The following is a 17,697-nucleotide window of genomic DNA, read 5'->3' on the forward strand; positions in this document are numbered from 1 at the left end:
TACCGGCAGGCCAAAACGGCATTTGTGACCTCTGCGGGGAGGACACAGGATCCCTCGACAACGGGCGTCCATCCGTCCCTCCCCCAGCGAACGAGGTATCCCATGAGCGACGACGCGAGGCGTCGGGGCGCGAGCAGGACAGCGCTGGCCACCCTTCTGGGCACCACCCTGGAGTGGTACGACTTCTTCCTCTACGGCACGGCAGCCGCTCTCGTCTTCGACAAGCAGTTCTTCCCGTCCCTGAGCCCCGCCGCGGGGACGCTCGCCGCCTTCGGCACCCTCGCCGTGGGTTTCGTGGCCCGGCCACTGGGCGGGCTAGTCTTCGGCCACTTCGGCGACCGCCTCGGCCGCCGCTCGACCCTGGTGGTGTCCCTGCTCCTGATGGGGGTGGGCTCCACCCTCATCGGGCTCGTGCCCAGCTACGACACCATCGGCCTGTGGGCCCCGGTGCTCCTGGTCCTGCTGCGCGTGGTCCAGGGAATCGGGCTCGGCGGCGAGGGCGCCGGTGCGACCCTGATGTCGATGGAGCACGCCCCCGAGGGACGTCGCAATCTCTACGCGGGCTTTCCCCAGATGGGCACTCCGGCCGGCCTGGTGCTGGCGAACATGGTCTTCCTGGCCACCCAGTCCCTGGCCGGAGACGGCACGTTCACCGACTGGGCGTGGCGCGTACCGTTCCTGCTGAGCATCGTCCTGGTCGGGGTCGGTCTCGTGGTCCGGCTGAGGGTCACCGAGTCGCCGTCCTTCGAACAGACGAAGGAGCAGCACGAGGTCGTCCGCTTCCCGCTGGCCGCCGCGCTGCGGACCGGCCGGGTCCGCCTGCTCGTCACCCTGCTGGCCGTGCTCGCGAACTCGGCGGTCGCCTACGTCTTCATGGTCTTCACCCTGTCCTACGGCACCGACCACCTCGGTTACGACCAGCGGTTCCTGATCCTCGGGGTCAGCGGGGCGGCCGTGCTGTGGGGCGTGTCCATCCCCGTGTGGACCCGGGTCGCCGACCGCAGCGGCCGGCGCACACTCTTCATCGGCGGCTCCGTGGCCGTCCTCGTCTGGTGCGCGGTGTTCTTCCCGCTGCTGGACACCGGTGACACCGCCCTGGCGCTGCTGGCGCTCGCCGGGATGGGCCTGATCATCGCGCCCACCCACTGCGTGCAGGGCGCCATCATCGCCGACACCTTCCCGGTGCGGGTGCGGTACTCCGGCACGTCGCTCATCCTCCAGGCCGGTGCCGTGCTCGGCGGTGGCCTGGCGCCCATGATCTCCAGCGCACTCCTCGATTCGGTCGGCTCCTCGACGGGCGTGACGTGGTACCTGGTGGGTGTCTGCGCCCTGAGCCTGGCCGGCGCGGTGGCGCTCTTCCGCGCCGCTCCCGAAGCGCCGGCCGAGCCGTCACCGTCGCCCTCCGAACTGGCAGGTAAGGCATGACCGACCGCCCCGTCCTCCGCAGCGGCCCCCTGCGGTACGCCACCGCCGAGCGCTTCGCCCGGCCCCGCCCCTCGGTTTCCGGGTCCCCGGCCGGGCCGGTCGGCGCCGTCTGCCCGCAGCCTCCGTCCCGTCTGGACGCGGTGATGGGCCCGCCCCTCGACCGGCGGCCGCAGAGCGAGGACTGCCTTCAGCTGGCGGTCACCGCTCCGCGGGGCGGCCCGGCACCCGGCTCGCCGGGCCTGCCGGTGCTCGTCTGGTTCCACGGCGGCGGCTTCAGCAGCGGCGCCGGCATCCGCGACTGGTACGACGGTGGCGCCCTCGCGGCGGAGCAGGACGTGGTCGTCGTCAGCGCCGGCTACCGGCTGGGCGCCCTCGGTTACCTCCTCCTCGACGGCGTCAGCGAGGGCAACCTCGGGCTGTGGGACCAACTGGAGGCGCTGCGCTGGGTGCGTGAGCACATCGCCCGCTTCGGCGGTGACCCGGGGAACATCACTCTCTTCGGCCAGTCGGCCGGTGCCCTGTCCATCCGGCTGCTGATGGACGTGCCCGAGGCGAGGGGCCTGTTCCGCCGGGCGATCCTCCAGAGCGCCCCACTGGCCATCGCCACCCGGCCGGCGGACGAGGCACGGGACCTCGGCCGCTTCTTCGCCGCCCGCCTCGGCACCGACCCACGGACCGCCGCCCCCGAGCGGCTGCTGGCCGCACAGGCCCTGACCGCCGCCGAGCAGCAGCGCCGTACGGGGAACTCCCTGGCTCCCGCCTTCGGCCCGGTCAGCGGCATCGGACCGCTGCCCGCCGAGGCCGGGCCGCTCGACTCCCGCAACGGCGCCGTGGACGTCCTGTACGGATGGAACGCCGACGACATGTCCGCCTTCCCCGAAGGCCCGGACGACTCCGGGAGCGTCGCCGAACGCACCCGGCGCGTGTTCGAGACGCCGCTCACGGCGCTGCGCGGCGAACTGGAGCGGGCCGGTGCCCGCGCGTACGGCTACCGTCTGGACTGGCGCCCGCCCGGCTCGCCCTTCGGCGCCACCCACTGCGTCGAGCTCCCCCTGCTCCTCGGCTCGCCCGGCGCCTGGCGAGGCGCGCCGATGCTGGGCGACGCCGACTGGGCGGAGGTGGACGCGATCGGCCGCCGGATGCGTACCACCTGGGCCGCCTTCGCCCGCGACGGAACCCCAGACCCGATGCCGGCACCGCTGACCGCTCTCGCCGACTGAGACCCCGACGTCACCCGGTCCCCGAGACCGCGGCCCGCCCGGCCGGCGACGTCTCCTGCGCCCTGAACCGCCCCACGGGACACCGTCCTGCGACGCCCGCCCGACGCACGGACAAAACCGCAGGTCAGGAGCCCTTCGCGGCGGGTTCGAGGATGGCGACGCACTCCACATGATGCGTCATCGGAAACAGATCGAACACCCGCAGCGTCCGCACCCGGTACCCCCCGTCCCGGAAGTACCCCAGGTCCCTGGCCAGCGCGGCGGGGTCGCAGGCGACGTACGCGATCCTGCGTGCGCCCAGTGAAGCCAGGTGGGCGACCGTCTTGCGGCCCGCGCCCGCGCGTGGCGGGTCCAGGACGATCAGGTCGACCTCCGTGATCCCCGTGCGCGGCAGGACCGCCTCGACCTTGCCCTGTTCGATGCGGACCCGGTCGAAGCCGGCGAGGTTGTGCCGGGCGTCCTCGACCGCGCGCTTGCCGGACTCGATGCCGAGGACCGCGCCCTCGTCGCCGAGGCGGTCGGCGAGGGCGCCCGCGAAGAGGCCGACGCCGCAGTACAGGTCGAGGGCCGTCTCGCCCTTGCGGGGCAGCAGGCCCTGCATGACCGCCGTGACCAGCGTGTCCGCGGCCTTCGGGTGGACCTGCCAGAAGCCGCCGCTGCCGACGCGGTAGGTCCGGCCGTCCGCGCGCTCGCGGACGAAGGGGCGGCCGTGGACGCGGTGGACGCCGCCGTCCTTCTCTCCGACGCGCATGACGGAGACCGGGCGGTCCAGTTCGACGATGGGCAGGCGGGCGCCGGGCCTCGGGGTGAGGATCACCTGCCGGTCCTGCGAACCCGTCGCCGCGATCGCCTCGACGGACTCCATGCCCGCCCAGTCGCGCTGCTCGATGCCCAGCTCGCTGACGCCCTCCGCGGCGATCATGCAGTGGTCGATCGGCTGCACTTCGTGCGAGCGGTGCTTGCGCAGGCCCGCCCGGCCCTCGTCGTCCACGGCGTACTGCACGCGCGTGCGCCACGACGGGACCTGCCCGGCGGGGACCTTGTCGCCCTCGGCCGGCATCACCGTGCCGTCCCAGCCGGCCTCCTCGGGCGTGAGGCCCGCGAGGCGCTCCAGCTGCTCGGCGACGACCTCGCCCTTCAGCCGGCGCTGGGCACCCGGCTTGGCGTGCTGCCAGTCGCAGCCGCCGCAGCGGCCGGGCCCGGCGAAGGGGCAGGGCGCCTCGATGCGGTCCTTGGACGCGTCCAGGATCTCGACGGCGTCCGCGCGCAGGAAGCGTGCGCCCTCCTCGCCCTCGGTCACCCGGGCCACGACCCGCTCACCGGGCAGCGCGTGCCGGACGAACAGCACCTGTCCCTCGGAGGTACGGGCGATGCAGTGGCCGCCGTGGGCGACGGGGCCGATCTCGACCTCGTACTCCTCCCCCACCAGCGAGACCGCCGGGGACTCCGCCTGCGACTTCTTCGGTTCTGCCTGCATGGCGGGGTGACTCCAGAGAACGGGACGACGGACAAACGGACGACGTCGAAGGACAACAGCCGTCCAGTCTACGTGGACGGCGAGGACTCCCTCGACCCTAGGAGGACTGCGAGGACTGCGAGGACTGCGAGGACTCCTTCGACCGGTCGTGGTGCGCCGGACCGCGACGGACCGCGCCGGGCGCGCTCCAGTCCTGCCGCCTGCGGGCGCGCCGCTTGGCCGCCTCGGAGGACTCCAGCTGGTACGGGACGGAGGTGACCATGACACCGGGGGTGAACAGCAGCCGGCCCTTGAGGCGCAGGGCGCTCTGGTTGTGCAGCAGGTGCTCGTACCAGTGGCCGACGACGTACTCGGGGATGATCACGGAGACCGCGTCGCGCGGCGACTCCTTGCGCAGGCCCTTGACGTACTCGATGACCGGCCGGGTGATCTCGCGGTACGGCGAGTCCAGCACCTTCAGCGGTACGTCGATGCCGCGCCGCTCCCACTCGTCGCGCAGGGCCTTCGTCTCCGCCGGGTCGACGTTGACGCTGAGGGCCTCCAGGGAGTCCGAGCGCAGCAGCTTGGCGTAGGCGAGGGCGCGCAGGGTGGGGCGGTGGATCTTGGAGATCAGGACGACGGAGTGGACGCGGGAGGGCCGCACCAGGTCGTCGCTCGGGGGCTCCTCGGGGTCCTCCGGGGCCGCGATCTCCTCGGCGACGCGGTCGTAGTGCTTGCGGATCGCCGTCATCGTCGCGAAGAAGATGCACATGCCGAGCAGGGCGACCCACGCGCCGTGCGTGAACTTCGTGGCGAGGACGACGACCAGCACCAGCCCGGTGAAGAAGGCGCCGAAGGCGTTGATGGCCCGCGAGCGGATCATGTGGCGCCGCTTGGCCTGGTCCCGCTCCGCGGCCAGGTGCCGGTTCCAGTGCCGGACCATGCCGATCTGGCTGAGCGTGAAGGAGACGAACACGCCGACGATGTAGAGCTGGATCAGGCGGGTCGAGTCGGCGCCGTAGATGACGACGAGGAGCACGGCCGCGCCGGCCAGGAGCAGGATGCCGTTGGAGAAGGCGAGCCGGTCGCCGCGGGTGTGCAGCTGGCGCGGCAGGTAGCGGTCCTGGGCGAGGATCGAGCCGAGCAGCGGGAAGCCGTTGTACGCGGTGTTCGCGGCGAGGAAGAGGACCAGCGCGGTGGCGGCGGCCAGGACGATGAACAGGAAGCTGCCCTCGCCGAACACGGCCTCGGCGACCTGCGAGATCACCGGGTGCTGGACGTAGTCCGCGCCGACGGCGACGCCGTTGTGGAAGAGGTCGGTGGCCGGGTTCTCCGACATCCGGACCTTGGTGGTGGCGGCCAGCGCGATGATGCCGCAGAACATGGTGACGGCGAGCAGGCCCATCATCGCGAGCGTCGTGGCCGCGTTCTTCGACTTCGGCTTGCGGAAGGCGGGGACGCCGTTGGAGATGGCCTCGACGCCGGTGAGCGCGGCACAGCCGGAGGAGAAGGCCCGCAGCAGCAGGAAGACCAGCGCGAAGCCGGCCAGGCCCTGATGCTCCGGTTTGATCTCGTAGTCCGCCGTGGGTGCCCGCATGCTGTCGCCGAGCACCAGGCCCCGGAAGGCACCCCACGCGATCATGATGAAGACGCCGCCGACGAAGACGTACGTCGGGATCGCGAAGAGCTTGCCCGACTCCTTGACGCCGCGCAGGTTCATCAGGGTCAGCAGCACGATCACCGCGACCGCGCAGATGACCTTGTGCTCGACGACGAACGGGATCGCGGAGCCGAGGTTCTCGATGCCGGAGGAGATGGACACGGCGACGGTCAGGACGTAGTCGACCAGCAGCGCGCTCGCCACCGTCAGGCCGGCCTTCGGCCCGAGGTTGGTGGTCGCCACCTCGTAGTCGCCGCCGCCGCTCGGGTAGGCGTGCACGTTCTGCCGGTAGGACGCGACCACCGTGAACATGAGCACGACGACCGCGACGGCGATCCAGGGGCTGAAGTGGTACGCCGACACGCCCGCGATGGACAGGACCAGCAGCACCTCGCCGGGGGCGTAGGCCACGGAGGACAGCGGGTCGGAGGCGAAGACGGGAAGGGCGATGCGCTTCGGCAGGAGCGTTTCCCCCAGCCGGTCACTGCGCAGTGCGCGCCCGATCAGAATCCGCTTGGGCACGTCGGTCAGTTTGGACACAACAGAGGATCGTAAGCGTTCGAACGGGCGCCCGCCCACCCGCCACCCCCGTTCCGTCCGCCGTCTGCTCTACGGGTGAATTCGGGGGGTGCCGCCGCTGCGGATTCCGCAGCTTGCGGACCCGGCGTGCCTATATGACAAACACCGCGCGATTCCCGGCCGTTGTCCTCCCTGGAGGTTCCATGCATCTGACCGCAGAGCTCGTCGGCGGCGCCGTCACGCTCGTCGGCCTCGGAATCCTGACTCTTGCCAGCATCCGCAGCATCGGCCGCCGGGGGTCGTCCGCCGAGGGATGAGACGGCTCGTGCGGACCGCGCGGGCTTGCCGATACGTTGGGCAGGGGGCGGGGGGACCGCGGCTCCACGGGCCCCTGGGGGCTCACCGCCGCCGGCCACCGGCATGATGTTCCCCTGCGGCCCGCACACTGGCCGCGACATGTCGCCAGGCGAGCCGAAAGAGAGACATGAGCACGACATCCACTAAGGTGGCAGTGCCCGTAGGAAGCGCGGTGTGACGCGATGCATATTGTCATCATGGGCTGCGGGCGTGTGGGCTCCGCTCTCGCCCAGACCCTGGAGCAGCAGGGGCACACGGTCGCCGTGATCGACCAGGACCCCACCGCCTTCCGCCGCCTGGGCTCCTCGTTCGGCGGCCGCCGGGTCACCGGTGTCGGCTTCGACCAGGACACCCTGCGCGAGGCGGGCATCGAGGAGGCCGGCGCCTTCGCCGCCGTCTCCAGCGGTGACAACTCGAACATCATCGCCGCCCGCGTGGCCCGCGAGATGTTCGGCGTGGAGAACGTCGCCGCCCGCATCTACGACCCCCGCCGCGCCGAGGTCTACCAGCGCCTCGGCATCCCCACCGTCGCCACCGTCCGCTGGACGGCCGACCAGATGCTGCGCCGGCTGCTGCCCTCGGGTGCCGAGCCGCTGTGGCGCGACCCCACCGGCGGCGTCCAGCTCGCCGAGGTGCACACCTCCGCGTCCTGGGTCGGTCACAAGATCAGCCGGCTCCAGGAGGAGACCGGCGTGCGGGTGGCGTTCGTCACCCGGCTCGGCGAGGCGATCCTGCCGTCCTCGCAGACCGTGCTCCAGGAGGGCGACCTCGTGCACGTGATGATGCGCACCGACGAGATCGACAAGGTCGAGGCGGCGTTCGCCAAGGGTCCCGAAGAGGAGGGCGGTCACTGATGAGGGTCGCCATTGCCGGAGCCGGCGCGGTCGGCCGTTCGATCGCGGGCGAGCTGCTGGAGAACGGTCACGAGATCCTGCTCATCGACAAGGCGCCGACCGCCATCTCGGTCGAGCGCGTCCCGATGGCGGAGTGGCTGCTGGCCGACGCGTGCGAGATCACGTCCCTGGACGAGGCGGCGCTCCAGCGCTGCAACGTCGTCATCGCCGCGACGGGCGACGACAAGGTCAACCTGGTCGTGTCCCTGCTGGCCAAGACGGAGTACGGCGTTCCGCGCGTCGTCGCCCGGGTGAACAACCCGAAGAACGAGTGGCTCTTCAACGAGTCCTGGGGCGTGGACGTCGCCGTCTCCACCCCGCGTCTGATGTCCGCCCTGGTCGAGGAGGCGGTGAGCGTCGGCGATCTGGTCCGGCTGCTGCGCTTCAGCCACGGCGACGCCAACCTCGTGGAGCTGACGCTGCCCGAGGAGTCGGCGCTGGCCGGCACGCAGGTCGGTGACGTCGAGTGGCCGGAGGACACCTCCCTGGTCACGATCATCCGGGGCACCCGGGTGCTGACCCCGTCCCAGGACGACTCGCTGGAGGCGGGCGACGAGCTGCTGTTCGTGGCCGCGCAGGCCCGCGAGGAGCAGTTGGAGGACCTGCTGTCGGCCCGGCGCGGCAGCACCGCCGGCTGACGGCCGGCTTCCCCGGTACGACGAGGGGGCGCCCGGAGATTCTCCGGGCGCCCCCTCGTACGTCGGGCCGCTAGGCCTTGCGGTGCCTGCCGCCGGAGGGGTCCACGGTGTCGCCCTGCTCGGCCTGCGCCCGCTCCGCCTGCTCCTTCTCGGCCTTCTCCGCCGCCTCCATCTCCGCGAACACGTCGATGGGGGCCGGCGCCTTCGCCAGGAAGACCCAGGTCAGCCAGACGGCGAGGAGGAAGGGCGGGATCTTCAGGGTGACCAGGACCCAGCCCAGCTGCTCGGTGTCCGCCCACCAGTACAGCGGGAAGAGGATCGCGCACTTGGCGAGCAGGATCAGGCCCCAGGCGTAGCTGGCCTTCGCGTACGCCTTCTTGCGGCCCGGGTTGCGGGTGCGCCAGGAGAGGTTCTCCTTGAACACCGGGCCGAGGATCAGGCCGATCAGGGGCACTCCGGCCAGTGTCGTGACGATGTACGCCAGCGCCAGGCCCAGCGTGTAGAGCATGCCGGGCAGATAGAAGTTCTTGGCGTTGTCGGTCATCATCGCGAAGACCACGCCGAAGGCGACCCCGAAGACGCCGCTGAAGGCGTGCTTGACGGTGTCCTTCATCGCGAGGCGCACCACGACCAGCACCAGCGACACGGCCAGCGCCGCGATCGCCGAGAGGTGCAGGTCGTTGTTGATCGTGAAGATGGTGACGAAGAGCAGCCCCGGCAGCACCGTCTCGACCATGCCCCGCACGCCGCCGAACGCCTCGAACAGCGCGGCCTCCGTCACCGCCCGGGCGTCGTCCGCTTCCGTGTCTTCCGTCGGCTTGTCGAGCGACGTCACCGGCTACTCCCGTCCGAGGGGTCTCAGTTCGTATTTCGGGTTGAAGAGCACCCGGCGGCCCCGGCTCATGGAGACCCGGCCCGATGCGATGAGCTTGCGCCCCGGCTCTATGCCCACGATGGAGCGTCTGCCCAGCCACACGACGTCCAAGGCGGCGGAGCCGTCGAAGAGCTCGGCCTCCAGGGCGGGGACGCCCGCGCGTGGGCGCAGGGTGACCGTGCGCAAGGTACCAGTAACCGTCACGATCTGCCGGTCCTGGCAGTCGCCGATGCGTGTGCAGCCGGCGGTTTCGGTGTCCTCCCGGAGCTCCTCCGACTCCAGGTCCTCCTGCGAGGAGGAGAGCCGGTCGAACATGCGCCGGAACCGGCCCACCGGCTTGTCGGAACGAGGAGCAGCACTCATACCTGAAAGCGTACCGGGGCACGCCGACAGCCATGCACCGCCTCGGACCCCGCCCTGGAACAGGCCCCTCCGGCCCGCTTTCCGTAGCGCACGGATGTTCCCGGGGTCGGCGCCGGCGATCCGGTTGACCGGCGGCGGTGACGAGCTGGTTCAGGGCCGCCCCGCCGCCTCGGGCGTCACTGCTCGACGATCTCCCCGTCCCGCAGCTCCAGCACCCGGTCGGCGAGGTCGAGCAGCGTGGCGTCGTGCGTGGCGACCAGCGCCGTGACCTGCTCGCTGCGGACGACCGCCCGGAGCAGCTCCATCACGGCGTGGCCGGTCTCGGCGTCCAGCTGGCCGGTGGGCTCGTCGGCGATCAGCAGCGCGGGGTTGTTGGCGAGGGCGCGGGCGATGGCGACCCGCTGCTGCTGTCCGCCGGACAGCTCGCCGGGCCGCTGGGCGGCGTGGTCGGCGAGGCCGACCAGGGAGAGCAGCAGCGCCACCCGCTCGTCGCGTTCGCGCGGCGCGGTCCGGCGCAGCCGCATCGGCACGCCCACGTTCTCGGCGGCGGTCAGGATCGGGATGAGCCCGAAGGACTGGAAGACGAAGCCGACCCGGTCCCGGCGCAGCGCCAGCAGCCCGTTCTCGTTCAGCTCCGCGAGATCGCGGCCGTCGACCGCGACGCGTCCGGCGTCCGGGGTGTCGAGGCCGCCGACGATGTTGAGCAGCGTGGTCTTGCCGGAGCCGGACCGCCCCTTGAGGGCGACCAGCTCGCCGCGCGGCACCTCGAAGGAGACGCCGCGCAGGGCGTGGACGGCGGCGGTGCCGTGGCCGTACGACTTGTGCACGTCCTCGACGCGCACCATGGTCTCGGTGGCCACCAGGTTCATTCGTCCTCCCCCGCCGTAAACAGGGCGCCAGTATCGCCAGCGGACGCCTCGGCAGACAACCGTCCGGCCGCACGGACCCCGGACACGGTGAAGGGCCGCGTCCCGTGCGGGGCGCGGCCCTCGTCGTGCAAGCACGGAAACCGTGACGTACGTCTACGGAAAACCGTACGGAGTCTTTACCGGACCTCGGTGATCTCCGGGCCGCGCTGGAGCTGGCCCATGCCGCCGGAGAAGCGGGAGCCCTCCTCCTGCTGGACGCCCTCGGGGACCATCTGCGCGTCGTCCGGCAGCTTGAGGACGATCGGGTCGCGGGGGGCCATCGGGCCGTCGCCGCGGACCACGACCGTGTCCCGGAAGATCTGCTCCAGCAGACCGGCGGCCTGCGGCTGCACCGCGCCCTGGCCGGAGATCACACCGCGCAGGAACCAGCGGGGGCCGTCCACGCCGACGAACCGCACGACCTGGAAGCCGCCCGTGCCGTCCGGCAGCTGCACCGGCACCTGGGCCCGCAGCTCCCAGCCCAGCGGACCCTCGACCTCGTCGATGATGCCGCCCTGCTGGGTGATGCCGGAGCCGATCTCCTCGCGCACCTCGCCCCAGATGCCCTCGCGCTTGGGCGCGGCGAAGCCCTGGAGCTGGATGGCGCTGTCGCGCAGCACGACCGTCGCGGCGACGATCGCGTCGCCCGCGACCTCCACGCGCAGTTCCATGCCGTCGACGCCGGGTACGAACAGGCCGCCCAGGTCCACGCGGCCCTCGCCCGGGTCGCTCACCTCGGTGCTGTCCCAGGGCCCGTCGGGCCGCGGTTCGGGTTCGAGCCGCACGCGCTCGCGCCCTTCGTCCGCCTCGGTGTCGACGCTGTCGACGACCTGCTCGGCCTCGCCGGCCGCGCCCTCGGCGGCATCCCTCTTCTTGCGACGTCCGAACACGTCACTGTCCTTCCCGGTCGGATACGACCGAAGCGTATCGATTCCCACCCGTCGGGCCGCCCTCGGCGACCTGACCGCTTGTGCCGCTTTCCCGGTCCGTTCCGGCGTGGCCGCCGGTGGATCCGAAGCCCCCTTCGGCCCGCGCCGAGCCGGGAAGCTCCGCGACCGGACGGAAGCGGACCCTCTCGACCTGCTGGACGACCAGTTGGGCGATCCGGTCGAAGCGCTCGAACCGCACACTCTCGCGAGGGTCGAGATTCACCACGATCACCTTGATCTCCCCACGGTACCCGGCATCAATCGTCCCCGGGGCATTCACGAGGGCGACACCGAAGCGGGCTGCCAGGCCTGAACGCGGGTGCACGAAGGCCGCGTACCCCTCGGGGAGCGCCACAGACACTCCCGTGGGCAGAACGGCCCGTTCTCCGGGCGCCAGTTCGCAGTCGACGGTGGTGCGCAGGTCGGCTCCGGCGTCGCCGGGCTGCGCGTACGCCGGGACCGGCAGGTCCGGGTCGACGAGGCGGATCAGGACGTCCAGGGGCTCGCGGCTCACGGGTTCACCTCGAAGGCGCGGGCGCGGCGGACCTGGTCCGGGTCGTCCATGGCGGCGCGGATCTCCTGCTCGCGGCCGTGGTCGACGAAGTGGTCGATCTTGACCTCGATGAACAGGGCGTCGGCGCGGACGGCGACGGGCCCTTCGGGGCCGCCGATCCGGCCGGTGGCGGTGGAGTAGATCTTCCGGCCGGCCACCGCGGTCACCTCGGCCTCCAGGTGCAGCACCGTGTCCACGGGCACCGGCCGCAGGAAGTCGGTCTCCAGGCGGCCGGTCACCGCGATGGTGCGCAGCAGCCAGTTCAGCGAGCCGATGGCCTCGTCCAGGGCGGCGGTCAGCACGCCTCCGTGGGCCAGGCCGGGGGCGCCCTGGTGGGCGGGCTGCACGGTGAACTCGGCGGTGATCGCCACGCCTTCACCGGCCCGCGCCTGGAGGTGCAGTCCGTGGGGCTGGTCGCCGCCGCAGCCGAAGCACTGGCCGTAGTGCGCGCCGAGCAGTTCGCCGGGGGCGGGCGCGTCGGGGTGCCGTACGGGTTTCACGGCGTCGGCGGGGGGCTGAAGAGCCGGGGAAGTACCACTCACAGGCGCAGACCTTACCCGCGCGTCGGCCGATCACCGATACCGTGCCAAGCTTGCTTCATGCAGCTCTCCGCCACCTCGTACGAAGAACGTCTCACCGCGCCCCGCTCCTGGTGGCTGATCTCCTTCCTGGTGGGCCTCTCGTTCGCCCTGATCCTGCTGCCCTTCGGCACGCTGCCGATGCTGGGCGGTCTGGCGGGCGGTACGGCCGCGGCGGCGGTCGTGGCGAGTTCGTACGGCGCCGTGCGGATCCGGGTCGTGGGCGACTCGTTGATCGCGGGCGAGGCCAAGGTGCCGCTGGCGGTCCTGGGCGAGGCGGAGATCCTGGACGCGGAGGAGGCCCGCGCCTGGCGGACGTACAAGGCCGACACCCGCGCCTTCCTGCTGCTGCGCGCCTACATCCCGACGGCCGTGCGCGTCGAGGTCACGGACCCGGAGGACCCGACTCCGTACCTGTACCTGTCGACCCGTGAGCCGGAGCGGCTGGTCGAGACGCTGCGGGCGGCGAAGACGGCGGCCTAGCGCACGCCGGGGGTCAGTGGCGGTCCTTCCCGGGCCGGCGCCCGGGCTCTCTGCCGAGGGTGCCCATGTCGAGGGCGTCCTCGGGGGTCTCCAGGGCGGGAAGCGCCTCCAGGGCGTCCCACGGCACCTGGCGTCTGCGCAGGTCCGCACGGATGCGGTCGGCGAGCTTCCTGGTGTCGCGCCGGTTCATGACGGCGCCCACGGCCGCGCCCACCATGAACGGCATCAGGTTGGGCAGGTCGCGCACCAGGCGCTTCATGATCTGCTGGCGCAGCTGGCGCTTCATGTGGCTGTTCATCGCCGTGCCGAGGGTGGCCGGCTTGGTCATCTCGACGCCGCGCTCGTCCGACCAGGAGTTCAGATACGCGGTGCTGCGCTGCGTCAGGGTGCCGGGCGGGCGTACGCCGTAGACCTCGTGGAGTTCGGCGATCAGCTTCAGCTCGATCGCGGCCACGCCGGTGATCTCGGCGGCCAGTTCGGTGGGCATCGCGGGCGGTACGGGGAGCATCGCCGCGGCGCCGACTCCCGCGCCGACGGTCGCGGTGCCCCGGGTGGCGCCGATCACCAGCCGGTCGGCGAGCTCCTCGGGTCCGAGCCCGGGGAACTGCCCGCGCAGCGTCGCGAGGTCCCGTACGGGGACGCGCGGGGCGAGTTCGATGACGCGGTCGGCGAGGTGCGCCAGGGCCGCCCTGGCACGGTCGCCGCCCTTGCGGACGCCCTGCCCGGCCCGGTCCCGGAACGCCGCTGCCCGGCGCCGGGCAGCGGGCGCCGGTGTCCGGACGGTCGCCGGGAGGTCACCCCGGTCGTTCCCCGGTTCGAGCGAGGCCGTCCCCGTATCGGTCGGGCCCCGCTCGTCGTCACGCGCGCGCTGCGGACCGTCGAACGGTCCTTGGTCCGCTTCCCGCCTGGAGAAGCGGCGCTTCCAGGGAGGGGTCGAGCCGGTCACGGCCGACCCCGCCTCAGTCGCAGTCGCGGCAGATCGGCTGGCCGTTCTTCTCCCGGGCCAGCTGGCTGCGGTGGTGCACCAGGAAGCAGCTCATGCAGGTGAACTCGTCCTGCTGCTTCGGCAGTACACGGACGGCCAGTTCCTCGTTGGAAAGGTCGGCACCGGGGAGTTCGAGGCCTTCTGCGGCTTCGAACTCGTCGACGTCGACGGCCGAGGCGGACTTGTCGTTCCGCCGGGCCTTCAGTTCTTCAAGGCTGTCCGAGTCGACGTCGTCGTCGGTCTTGCGTGGAGTGTCGTAATCCGTTGCCATGGTCGCTCTCCCCCTCTGGGTGTCTGCGGGTGTCTCCAGCGCACGTAACGCGTGAGAGGCCGGACTTGTGCCCGACCTGAGGCGGAGATTTTGCCTCACATCAAGGTCTGTTACTCAATCGACACCCAACCGGACTCCTCAAGAGTGATCGGCTTGGATGGCGATGGGGACCGTACACGGTCCGAATGCCGCACTTCAAAGGCGCCTCACCGTGTACTTCCCGTGTTCAGGGACCCTGGAAACCGGGATTTTCCCGGCTTTCCGACAGGGTGCATGATCACGGAGAGTGGAGGGCGGGAATGTCGCCGCTGTGATCGATCACACACGCGAAACCGTGGACGGTGACCTGGAAATTCCGCTCAAAGCGAACATCCCCGGACCCCGGTGAGATGTCGGGGGTCATGATCTCAGACGGGGAGCGTGACACGCATCACGAGCCCCCCGCCCTCGCGCGGCTGCGCGTAGATGTGCCCGCCGTGCGCCCGGGCCACCGACCGCGCGATGGACAGGCCGAGCCCGACGCCCTTGTCGCTGCCCGTCCGCTCGGTGCGCAGCCGCCGGAACGGCTCGAAAAGGTTGTCGATCTCGTACGCCGGCACGACCGGGCCCGTGTTGGTGACCACCAGGACCGCCTGGCCGTTCTCCACGGCGGTGGTGACCTCCACCCAGCCCTGTTCGGCCACGTTGTAGCGCACGGCGTTCTGCACCAGGTTCAGGGCGATCCGCTCCAGCAGCACGCCGTTGCCCTGGACCACCGCCGGCTCGCGGTCGCCCTGGATCCGCACGCCCTTGGCCTCCGCCTCGGCGTGCACCTGGTCGATGGCCTGCCCGGCGACCTCGGCGAGGTCCACGGGCTTGCGCTCGACGATCTGGTTGTCGCTGCGGGCGAGCAGCAGCAGGCCCTCGACCAGCTGCTCGCTGCGTTCGTTGGTGGCCAGCAGCGTCTTGCCGAGCTGCTGGAGCTCCACCGGCGCGTTCGGATCGGACAGGTGCACTTCCAGCAGGGTGCGGTTGATCGCGAGCGGGGTGCGCAGCTCGTGCGAGGCGTTGCCGACGAAGCGCTGCTGGGCCGTGAAGGCCCGTTGCAATCGCTCCAGCATGTCGTCGAAGGTGTCCGCGAGCTCCTTGAGCTCGTCGTCCGGGCCGTCCAGCTCGATGCGCCGGGACAGGTCGGAACCGGCCACCGCGCGCGCGGTGCGGGTGATCCGGCCCAGCGGCGACAGGACGCGGCCGGCCATGGCGTAGCCGAAGGCGAAGGCGATCACGGCGAGGCCGAGGAGGGCCAGCAGCGAGCGGCTGAGCAGGTTGTCCAGGGCGACCTGGCGCTGGTGATCGATGCACTCGCTGATCGCCGCGTTGAACGTGGACAGCGAGAGGTTGTTCGCGTTGTTGACGACCGGGCACTTGTCGCTGGAGACCTTGATGTCGGTGCCGCCGACGATCTTGAACAGGGGTTCGTTGCCCGTGTTCAGTGCCTGGGCCGCCAGCAGGTAGATGATCGACAGCAGCAGGATGCCGGCGATCAGGAACATGCCGCCGTAGAGCAGCGTGAGCCTTATGCGGATGGTGGGGCGCAGCCATGGCAGGGGGGTCGCCGGGCGCGGGTCCCAGGTGGGCTTCGGAGGCGCCCCGGGGGGCGCGGGTGTCGTCGCCACGGTCGATCAGATCCGGTAGCCGGAGCCGGGCACGGTGACGATGACGGGGGGCTCGCCCAGCTTGCGGCGCAGGGTCATCACGGTCACGCGCACCACGTTGGTGAACGGGTCGGTGTTCTCGTCCCAGGCCTTCTCCAGCAGCTGCTCCGCGGGGACGACGGCGCCCTCGCTGCGCATGAGCACCTCCAGCACGGCGAACTCCTTGGGGGCGAGCTGGACCTCCTTGCCGTCGCGGAAGACCTCGCGGCGGTTGGGGTCGAGCTTGATCCCGGCGCGCTCCAGCACGGGCGGCAGCGGCACGCTGGTGCGCCGGCCCAGGGCGCGCACGCGCGCGATGAGCTCGCTGAAGGCGAAGGGCTTGGGCAGATAGTCGTCGGCGCCGATCTCCAGGCCCTCGACCCGGTCGCTGACGTCGCCGGAGGCCGTGAGCATCAGCACGCGGGTGGGCATGCCGAGTTCGACGATCTTGCGGCAGACGTCGTCGCCGTGCACGAGGGGGAGGTCGCGGTCGAGGACGACCACGTCGTAGTCGTTGACGCCGATGCGCTCCAGGGCGGCCGCACCGTCGTACACGACGTCGACGGCCATGGCCTCCCGGCGCAGTCCGGTGGCCACCGCATCGGCGAGCAGCTGCTCGTCCTCGACGACGAGTACGCGCACGTCGCTTGTCCTTCCTGTGTCCACCCGCGTAGCGCCGCTCGGGCGCACGAGGGCAGGGGGGCTCGTGGGTGTGTTGACCTCCATCCTGCCCTTTTCGGTCATAAGTCGGCGGTAAGGCAGCTGAGGGACCGGTGAGGGTCGGCGGGGGCTGCCGGGTGAGTGGGGCGGAGGGTGGGCTTTTGTTGGTGCGAGCGGGAATGCGGGATTTTCTCGGGCGGTTCAGGTTTCCGCGGGAGGGAGCTGGGGGAGGACGGCTTTACACCCCGCGATCACGCTCTGCCTGTACCGCACGCCACGCGGTGCGCCGCGGTCCGCTTCCGCAGAGCGGGCGTGGGTGTCCGGCACCGTCGCCGCCCGGCCGGGCAGCGCTGGGCACTCCACCGGAGACGTGATCGCCCCTTCCGAATCGGCACACCCCCGTGCCACCGACCCACGACCCAGGACGAGGGGGCGCAGCATGGACGCTTTCACCGCAGGACTTCTGCAGCGCATACAGACGACCGAGTCCGACCTGTCCCGGGCCCGCGACGAGGGTGACGAGTTCCTCGTCGAGGTCGAGCTGGGTGAGCTCGACGATCTGCGCCGCCTCGCCGCCGAACACGGTGTGGAGGTCGGAGTGACCGGCGTCTGATCGGCCCGTGAGAGCGACGGGGCCCCGGCGGGATCCAGCGCCGGGGCCCCGTCGCGTCGGGCCGTCGGGAGGCGTCGCGCGACGCCGGTCCGGTCAGGCGCCGAAGTCCACCAGGAGCCGCTGGAGGGGCTGGAAGACGTCCGGGGTGGCAGCGATCGTCAGATCGCGTGACGGGCGTTCCCCGGGGCGCCCACCGGTCACGGCGCCCGCCTCCCGGGCGATGAGGTCGCCCGCCGCGAGGTCCCAGGGGTGCAGCCCGCGTTCGTAGTAGCCGTCGAGGCGGCCCGCGGCCACGTCGCACAGGTCGATCGCGGCCGAACCGCCGCGCCGGATGTCCCGCACGAGCGGGATCAGCCGCCGCGCGATCTCGGCCTGCTCGGCGCGGACCTCGGCGACGTAGTTGAAGCCCGTGGAGACCAGCGCCTGGTCCAGCGGCGCCGCCGGCCGGCACTCCAGCCGCCGTTCACCGGCCCAGGCGCCCGTCGCCCAGGCCCCGCCGCCCCGCACGGCCCAGTACGTCTCGCCCCGCATCGGGGCCACGACCACCCCGGCGACCCGCTCGCCGTCCTGCTCGGCGGCGATGGAGACCGCCCAGGTGGGCAGCCCGTACAGGTAGTTGACGGTGCCGTCGAGCGGGTA

The 17,697-nt window shown here is 71.6% G+C and carries 19 protein-coding genes; 6 read left to right on the forward strand and 13 right to left on the reverse strand.

Translation table 11 applies throughout. The features are described 5' to 3' along the window. The first annotated feature begins 102 nt into the window (after positions 1–102). Positions 103–1,425 carry an MFS transporter gene (locus tag GTW67_RS00090; RefSeq protein WP_161162719.1) on the forward strand — a complete coding sequence of 441 codons (1,323 nt, stop codon included), beginning with the start codon at positions 103–105 and terminating at the stop codon, positions 1,423–1,425. Beyond that, entirely contained in the window at positions 1,422–2,645 is a 1,224-nt protein-coding gene (locus GTW67_RS00095) for a carboxylesterase family protein (protein WP_161162720.1), read from the forward strand. The genes GTW67_RS00090 and GTW67_RS00095 overlap by 4 nt, the downstream gene beginning before the upstream one ends. Before the next feature lie 124 nt (positions 2,646–2,769). On the opposite strand, the gene GTW67_RS00100 is transcribed toward GTW67_RS00095, so the two are convergent. Further along, the gene (locus tag GTW67_RS00100; protein WP_161162721.1) at positions 2,770–4,122 is read right to left on the reverse strand and encodes a class I SAM-dependent RNA methyltransferase; all 1,353 of its coding nucleotides are present in this window, start codon (positions 4,120–4,122) and stop codon (positions 2,770–2,772) included. Positions 4,123–4,219: 97 nt separating this feature from the next. Further along, positions 4,220–6,301, reverse strand: a complete 2,082-nt coding sequence (locus GTW67_RS00105; protein ID WP_161162722.1) for an amino acid permease — start codon at positions 6,299–6,301, stop codon at positions 4,220–4,222. A gap of 518 nt (positions 6,302–6,819) precedes the next feature. Between GTW67_RS00105 and GTW67_RS00110 the strand changes: the two genes are divergently transcribed. Together GTW67_RS00110 and GTW67_RS00115 are read left to right on the forward strand one after the other, a co-directional pair. Further along, entirely contained in the window at positions 6,820–7,491 is a 672-nt protein-coding gene (locus GTW67_RS00110; protein WP_161162723.1) for a potassium channel family protein, read from the forward strand. Next, on the forward strand, positions 7,491–8,168 hold the full coding sequence (locus GTW67_RS00115; protein ID WP_161162724.1) for a potassium channel family protein: 678 nt from the start codon (positions 7,491–7,493) through the stop codon (positions 8,166–8,168). Before GTW67_RS00110 ends, GTW67_RS00115 begins: the two co-directional genes overlap by 1 nt. 70 nt (positions 8,169–8,238) lie before the next feature. Here GTW67_RS00115 and GTW67_RS00120 read toward each other — a convergent pair whose 3' ends face one another. The 6 genes from GTW67_RS00120 to GTW67_RS00145 all read right to left on the reverse strand — a co-directional run bounded on the left by GTW67_RS00120 (position 8,239) and on the right by GTW67_RS00145 (position 12,337). Then, complete coding sequence (locus GTW67_RS00120; RefSeq protein WP_161162725.1) at positions 8,239–9,003, reverse strand: DUF3159 domain-containing protein; 765 nt, start codon at positions 9,001–9,003, stop codon at positions 8,239–8,241. A gap of 3 nt (positions 9,004–9,006) precedes the next feature. Continuing rightward, positions 9,007–9,405 carry an OB-fold nucleic acid binding domain-containing protein gene (locus GTW67_RS00125; protein WP_161162726.1) on the reverse strand — a complete coding sequence of 133 codons (399 nt, stop codon included), beginning with the start codon at positions 9,403–9,405 and terminating at the stop codon, positions 9,007–9,009. Positions 9,406–9,581: 176 nt separating this feature from the next. Next, on the reverse strand, positions 9,582–10,274 hold the full coding sequence (locus tag GTW67_RS00130; RefSeq protein ID WP_161162727.1) for an ABC transporter ATP-binding protein: 693 nt from the start codon (positions 10,272–10,274) through the stop codon (positions 9,582–9,584). 176 nt (positions 10,275–10,450) lie between these two features. Further along, the gene (locus tag GTW67_RS00135; protein ID WP_161162728.1) at positions 10,451–11,203 is read right to left on the reverse strand and encodes a DUF3710 domain-containing protein; all 753 of its coding nucleotides are present in this window, start codon (positions 11,201–11,203) and stop codon (positions 10,451–10,453) included. 1 nt (position 11,204) lies between these two features. Continuing rightward, positions 11,205–11,756 carry a dUTP diphosphatase gene (dut, locus tag GTW67_RS00140; RefSeq protein WP_161162729.1) on the reverse strand — a complete coding sequence of 184 codons (552 nt, stop codon included), beginning with the start codon at positions 11,754–11,756 and terminating at the stop codon, positions 11,205–11,207. Beyond that, positions 11,753–12,337 (reverse strand): hotdog domain-containing protein, encoded by a 585-nt coding sequence (locus GTW67_RS00145; RefSeq protein ID WP_161162730.1) that lies wholly within the window; start codon positions 12,335–12,337, stop codon positions 11,753–11,755. Before GTW67_RS00145 ends, dut begins: the two co-directional genes overlap by 4 nt. Positions 12,338–12,394: 57 nt before the next feature. On the opposite strand from GTW67_RS00145, the gene GTW67_RS00150 reads away from it, so the two are divergent. Then, a complete protein-coding gene (locus tag GTW67_RS00150; protein ID WP_161162731.1) occupies positions 12,395–12,856 on the forward strand; it encodes a DUF3093 domain-containing protein in 462 nt (153 codons plus the stop codon). A 13-nt stretch (positions 12,857–12,869) separates the two neighbouring features. Here GTW67_RS00150 and GTW67_RS00155 read toward each other — a convergent pair whose 3' ends face one another. The 4 genes from GTW67_RS00155 to GTW67_RS00170 all read right to left on the reverse strand — a co-directional run bounded on the left by GTW67_RS00155 (position 12,870) and on the right by GTW67_RS00170 (position 16,427). Next, the gene (locus GTW67_RS00155; RefSeq protein WP_161162732.1) at positions 12,870–13,802 is read right to left on the reverse strand and encodes a hypothetical protein; all 933 of its coding nucleotides are present in this window, start codon (positions 13,800–13,802) and stop codon (positions 12,870–12,872) included. A gap of 13 nt (positions 13,803–13,815) precedes the next feature. Next, a complete protein-coding gene (locus GTW67_RS00160) occupies positions 13,816–14,112 on the reverse strand; it encodes a DUF4193 domain-containing protein (RefSeq protein WP_003993510.1) in 297 nt (98 codons plus the stop codon). 407 nt (positions 14,113–14,519) lie between these two features. Then, a complete protein-coding gene (locus GTW67_RS00165; RefSeq protein ID WP_161162733.1) occupies positions 14,520–15,767 on the reverse strand; it encodes an ATP-binding protein in 1,248 nt (415 codons plus the stop codon). A 6-nt stretch (positions 15,768–15,773) separates the two neighbouring features. After that, on the reverse strand, positions 15,774–16,427 hold the full coding sequence (locus tag GTW67_RS00170) for a response regulator (protein ID WP_161162734.1): 654 nt from the start codon (positions 16,425–16,427) through the stop codon (positions 15,774–15,776). Between the two features lie 457 nt (positions 16,428–16,884). Here GTW67_RS00170 and GTW67_RS36780 point away from each other — a divergent pair, with 457 nt between their 5' ends. Continuing rightward, the gene (locus tag GTW67_RS36780) at positions 16,885–17,058 is read left to right on the forward strand and encodes a hypothetical protein (RefSeq protein WP_202436596.1); all 174 of its coding nucleotides are present in this window, start codon (positions 16,885–16,887) and stop codon (positions 17,056–17,058) included. A gap of 93 nt (positions 17,059–17,151) precedes the next feature. Here GTW67_RS36780 and GTW67_RS00175 read toward each other — a convergent pair. Beyond that, positions 17,152–17,697: inositol monophosphatase family protein (locus GTW67_RS00175; RefSeq protein ID WP_161162735.1), on the reverse strand; the 546-nt coding region annotated here is incomplete at its 5' end.

This window comes from Streptomyces sp. SID5910, from assembly GCF_009862125.1.
In the GTDB taxonomy this organism is placed as follows: domain Bacteria; phylum Actinomycetota; class Actinomycetes; order Streptomycetales; family Streptomycetaceae; genus Streptomyces.

Excerpts from the sequence above, each read along its gene's own strand:
- GTW67_RS00095 (WP_161162720.1), top strand. The coding sequence starts at position 1,422 with ATGACCGACCGCCCCGTCCTCCGCAGCGGCCCCCTGCGGTACGCCACC.
- GTW67_RS00130 (WP_161162727.1), bottom strand. The coding sequence starts at position 10,274 with ATGAACCTGGTGGCCACCGAGACCATGGTGCGCGTCGAGGACGTGCAC.
- GTW67_RS00090 (WP_161162719.1), top strand. The coding sequence starts at position 103 with ATGAGCGACGACGCGAGGCGTCGGGGCGCGAGCAGGACAGCGCTGGCC.
- GTW67_RS00100 (WP_161162721.1), bottom strand. The coding sequence starts at position 4,122 with ATGCAGGCAGAACCGAAGAAGTCGCAGGCGGAGTCCCCGGCGGTCTCG.
- GTW67_RS00150 (WP_161162731.1), top strand. The coding sequence starts at position 12,395 with ATGCAGCTCTCCGCCACCTCGTACGAAGAACGTCTCACCGCGCCCCGC.
- GTW67_RS00115 (WP_161162724.1), top strand. The coding sequence starts at position 7,491 with ATGAGGGTCGCCATTGCCGGAGCCGGCGCGGTCGGCCGTTCGATCGCG.
- GTW67_RS00110 (WP_161162723.1), top strand. The coding sequence starts at position 6,820 with ATGCATATTGTCATCATGGGCTGCGGGCGTGTGGGCTCCGCTCTCGCC.
- GTW67_RS36780 (WP_202436596.1), top strand. The coding sequence starts at position 16,885 with ATGGACGCTTTCACCGCAGGACTTCTGCAGCGCATACAGACGACCGAG.
- GTW67_RS00125 (WP_161162726.1), bottom strand. The coding sequence starts at position 9,405 with ATGAGTGCTGCTCCTCGTTCCGACAAGCCGGTGGGCCGGTTCCGGCGC.
- GTW67_RS00160 (WP_003993510.1), bottom strand. The coding sequence starts at position 14,112 with ATGGCAACGGATTACGACACTCCACGCAAGACCGACGACGACGTCGAC.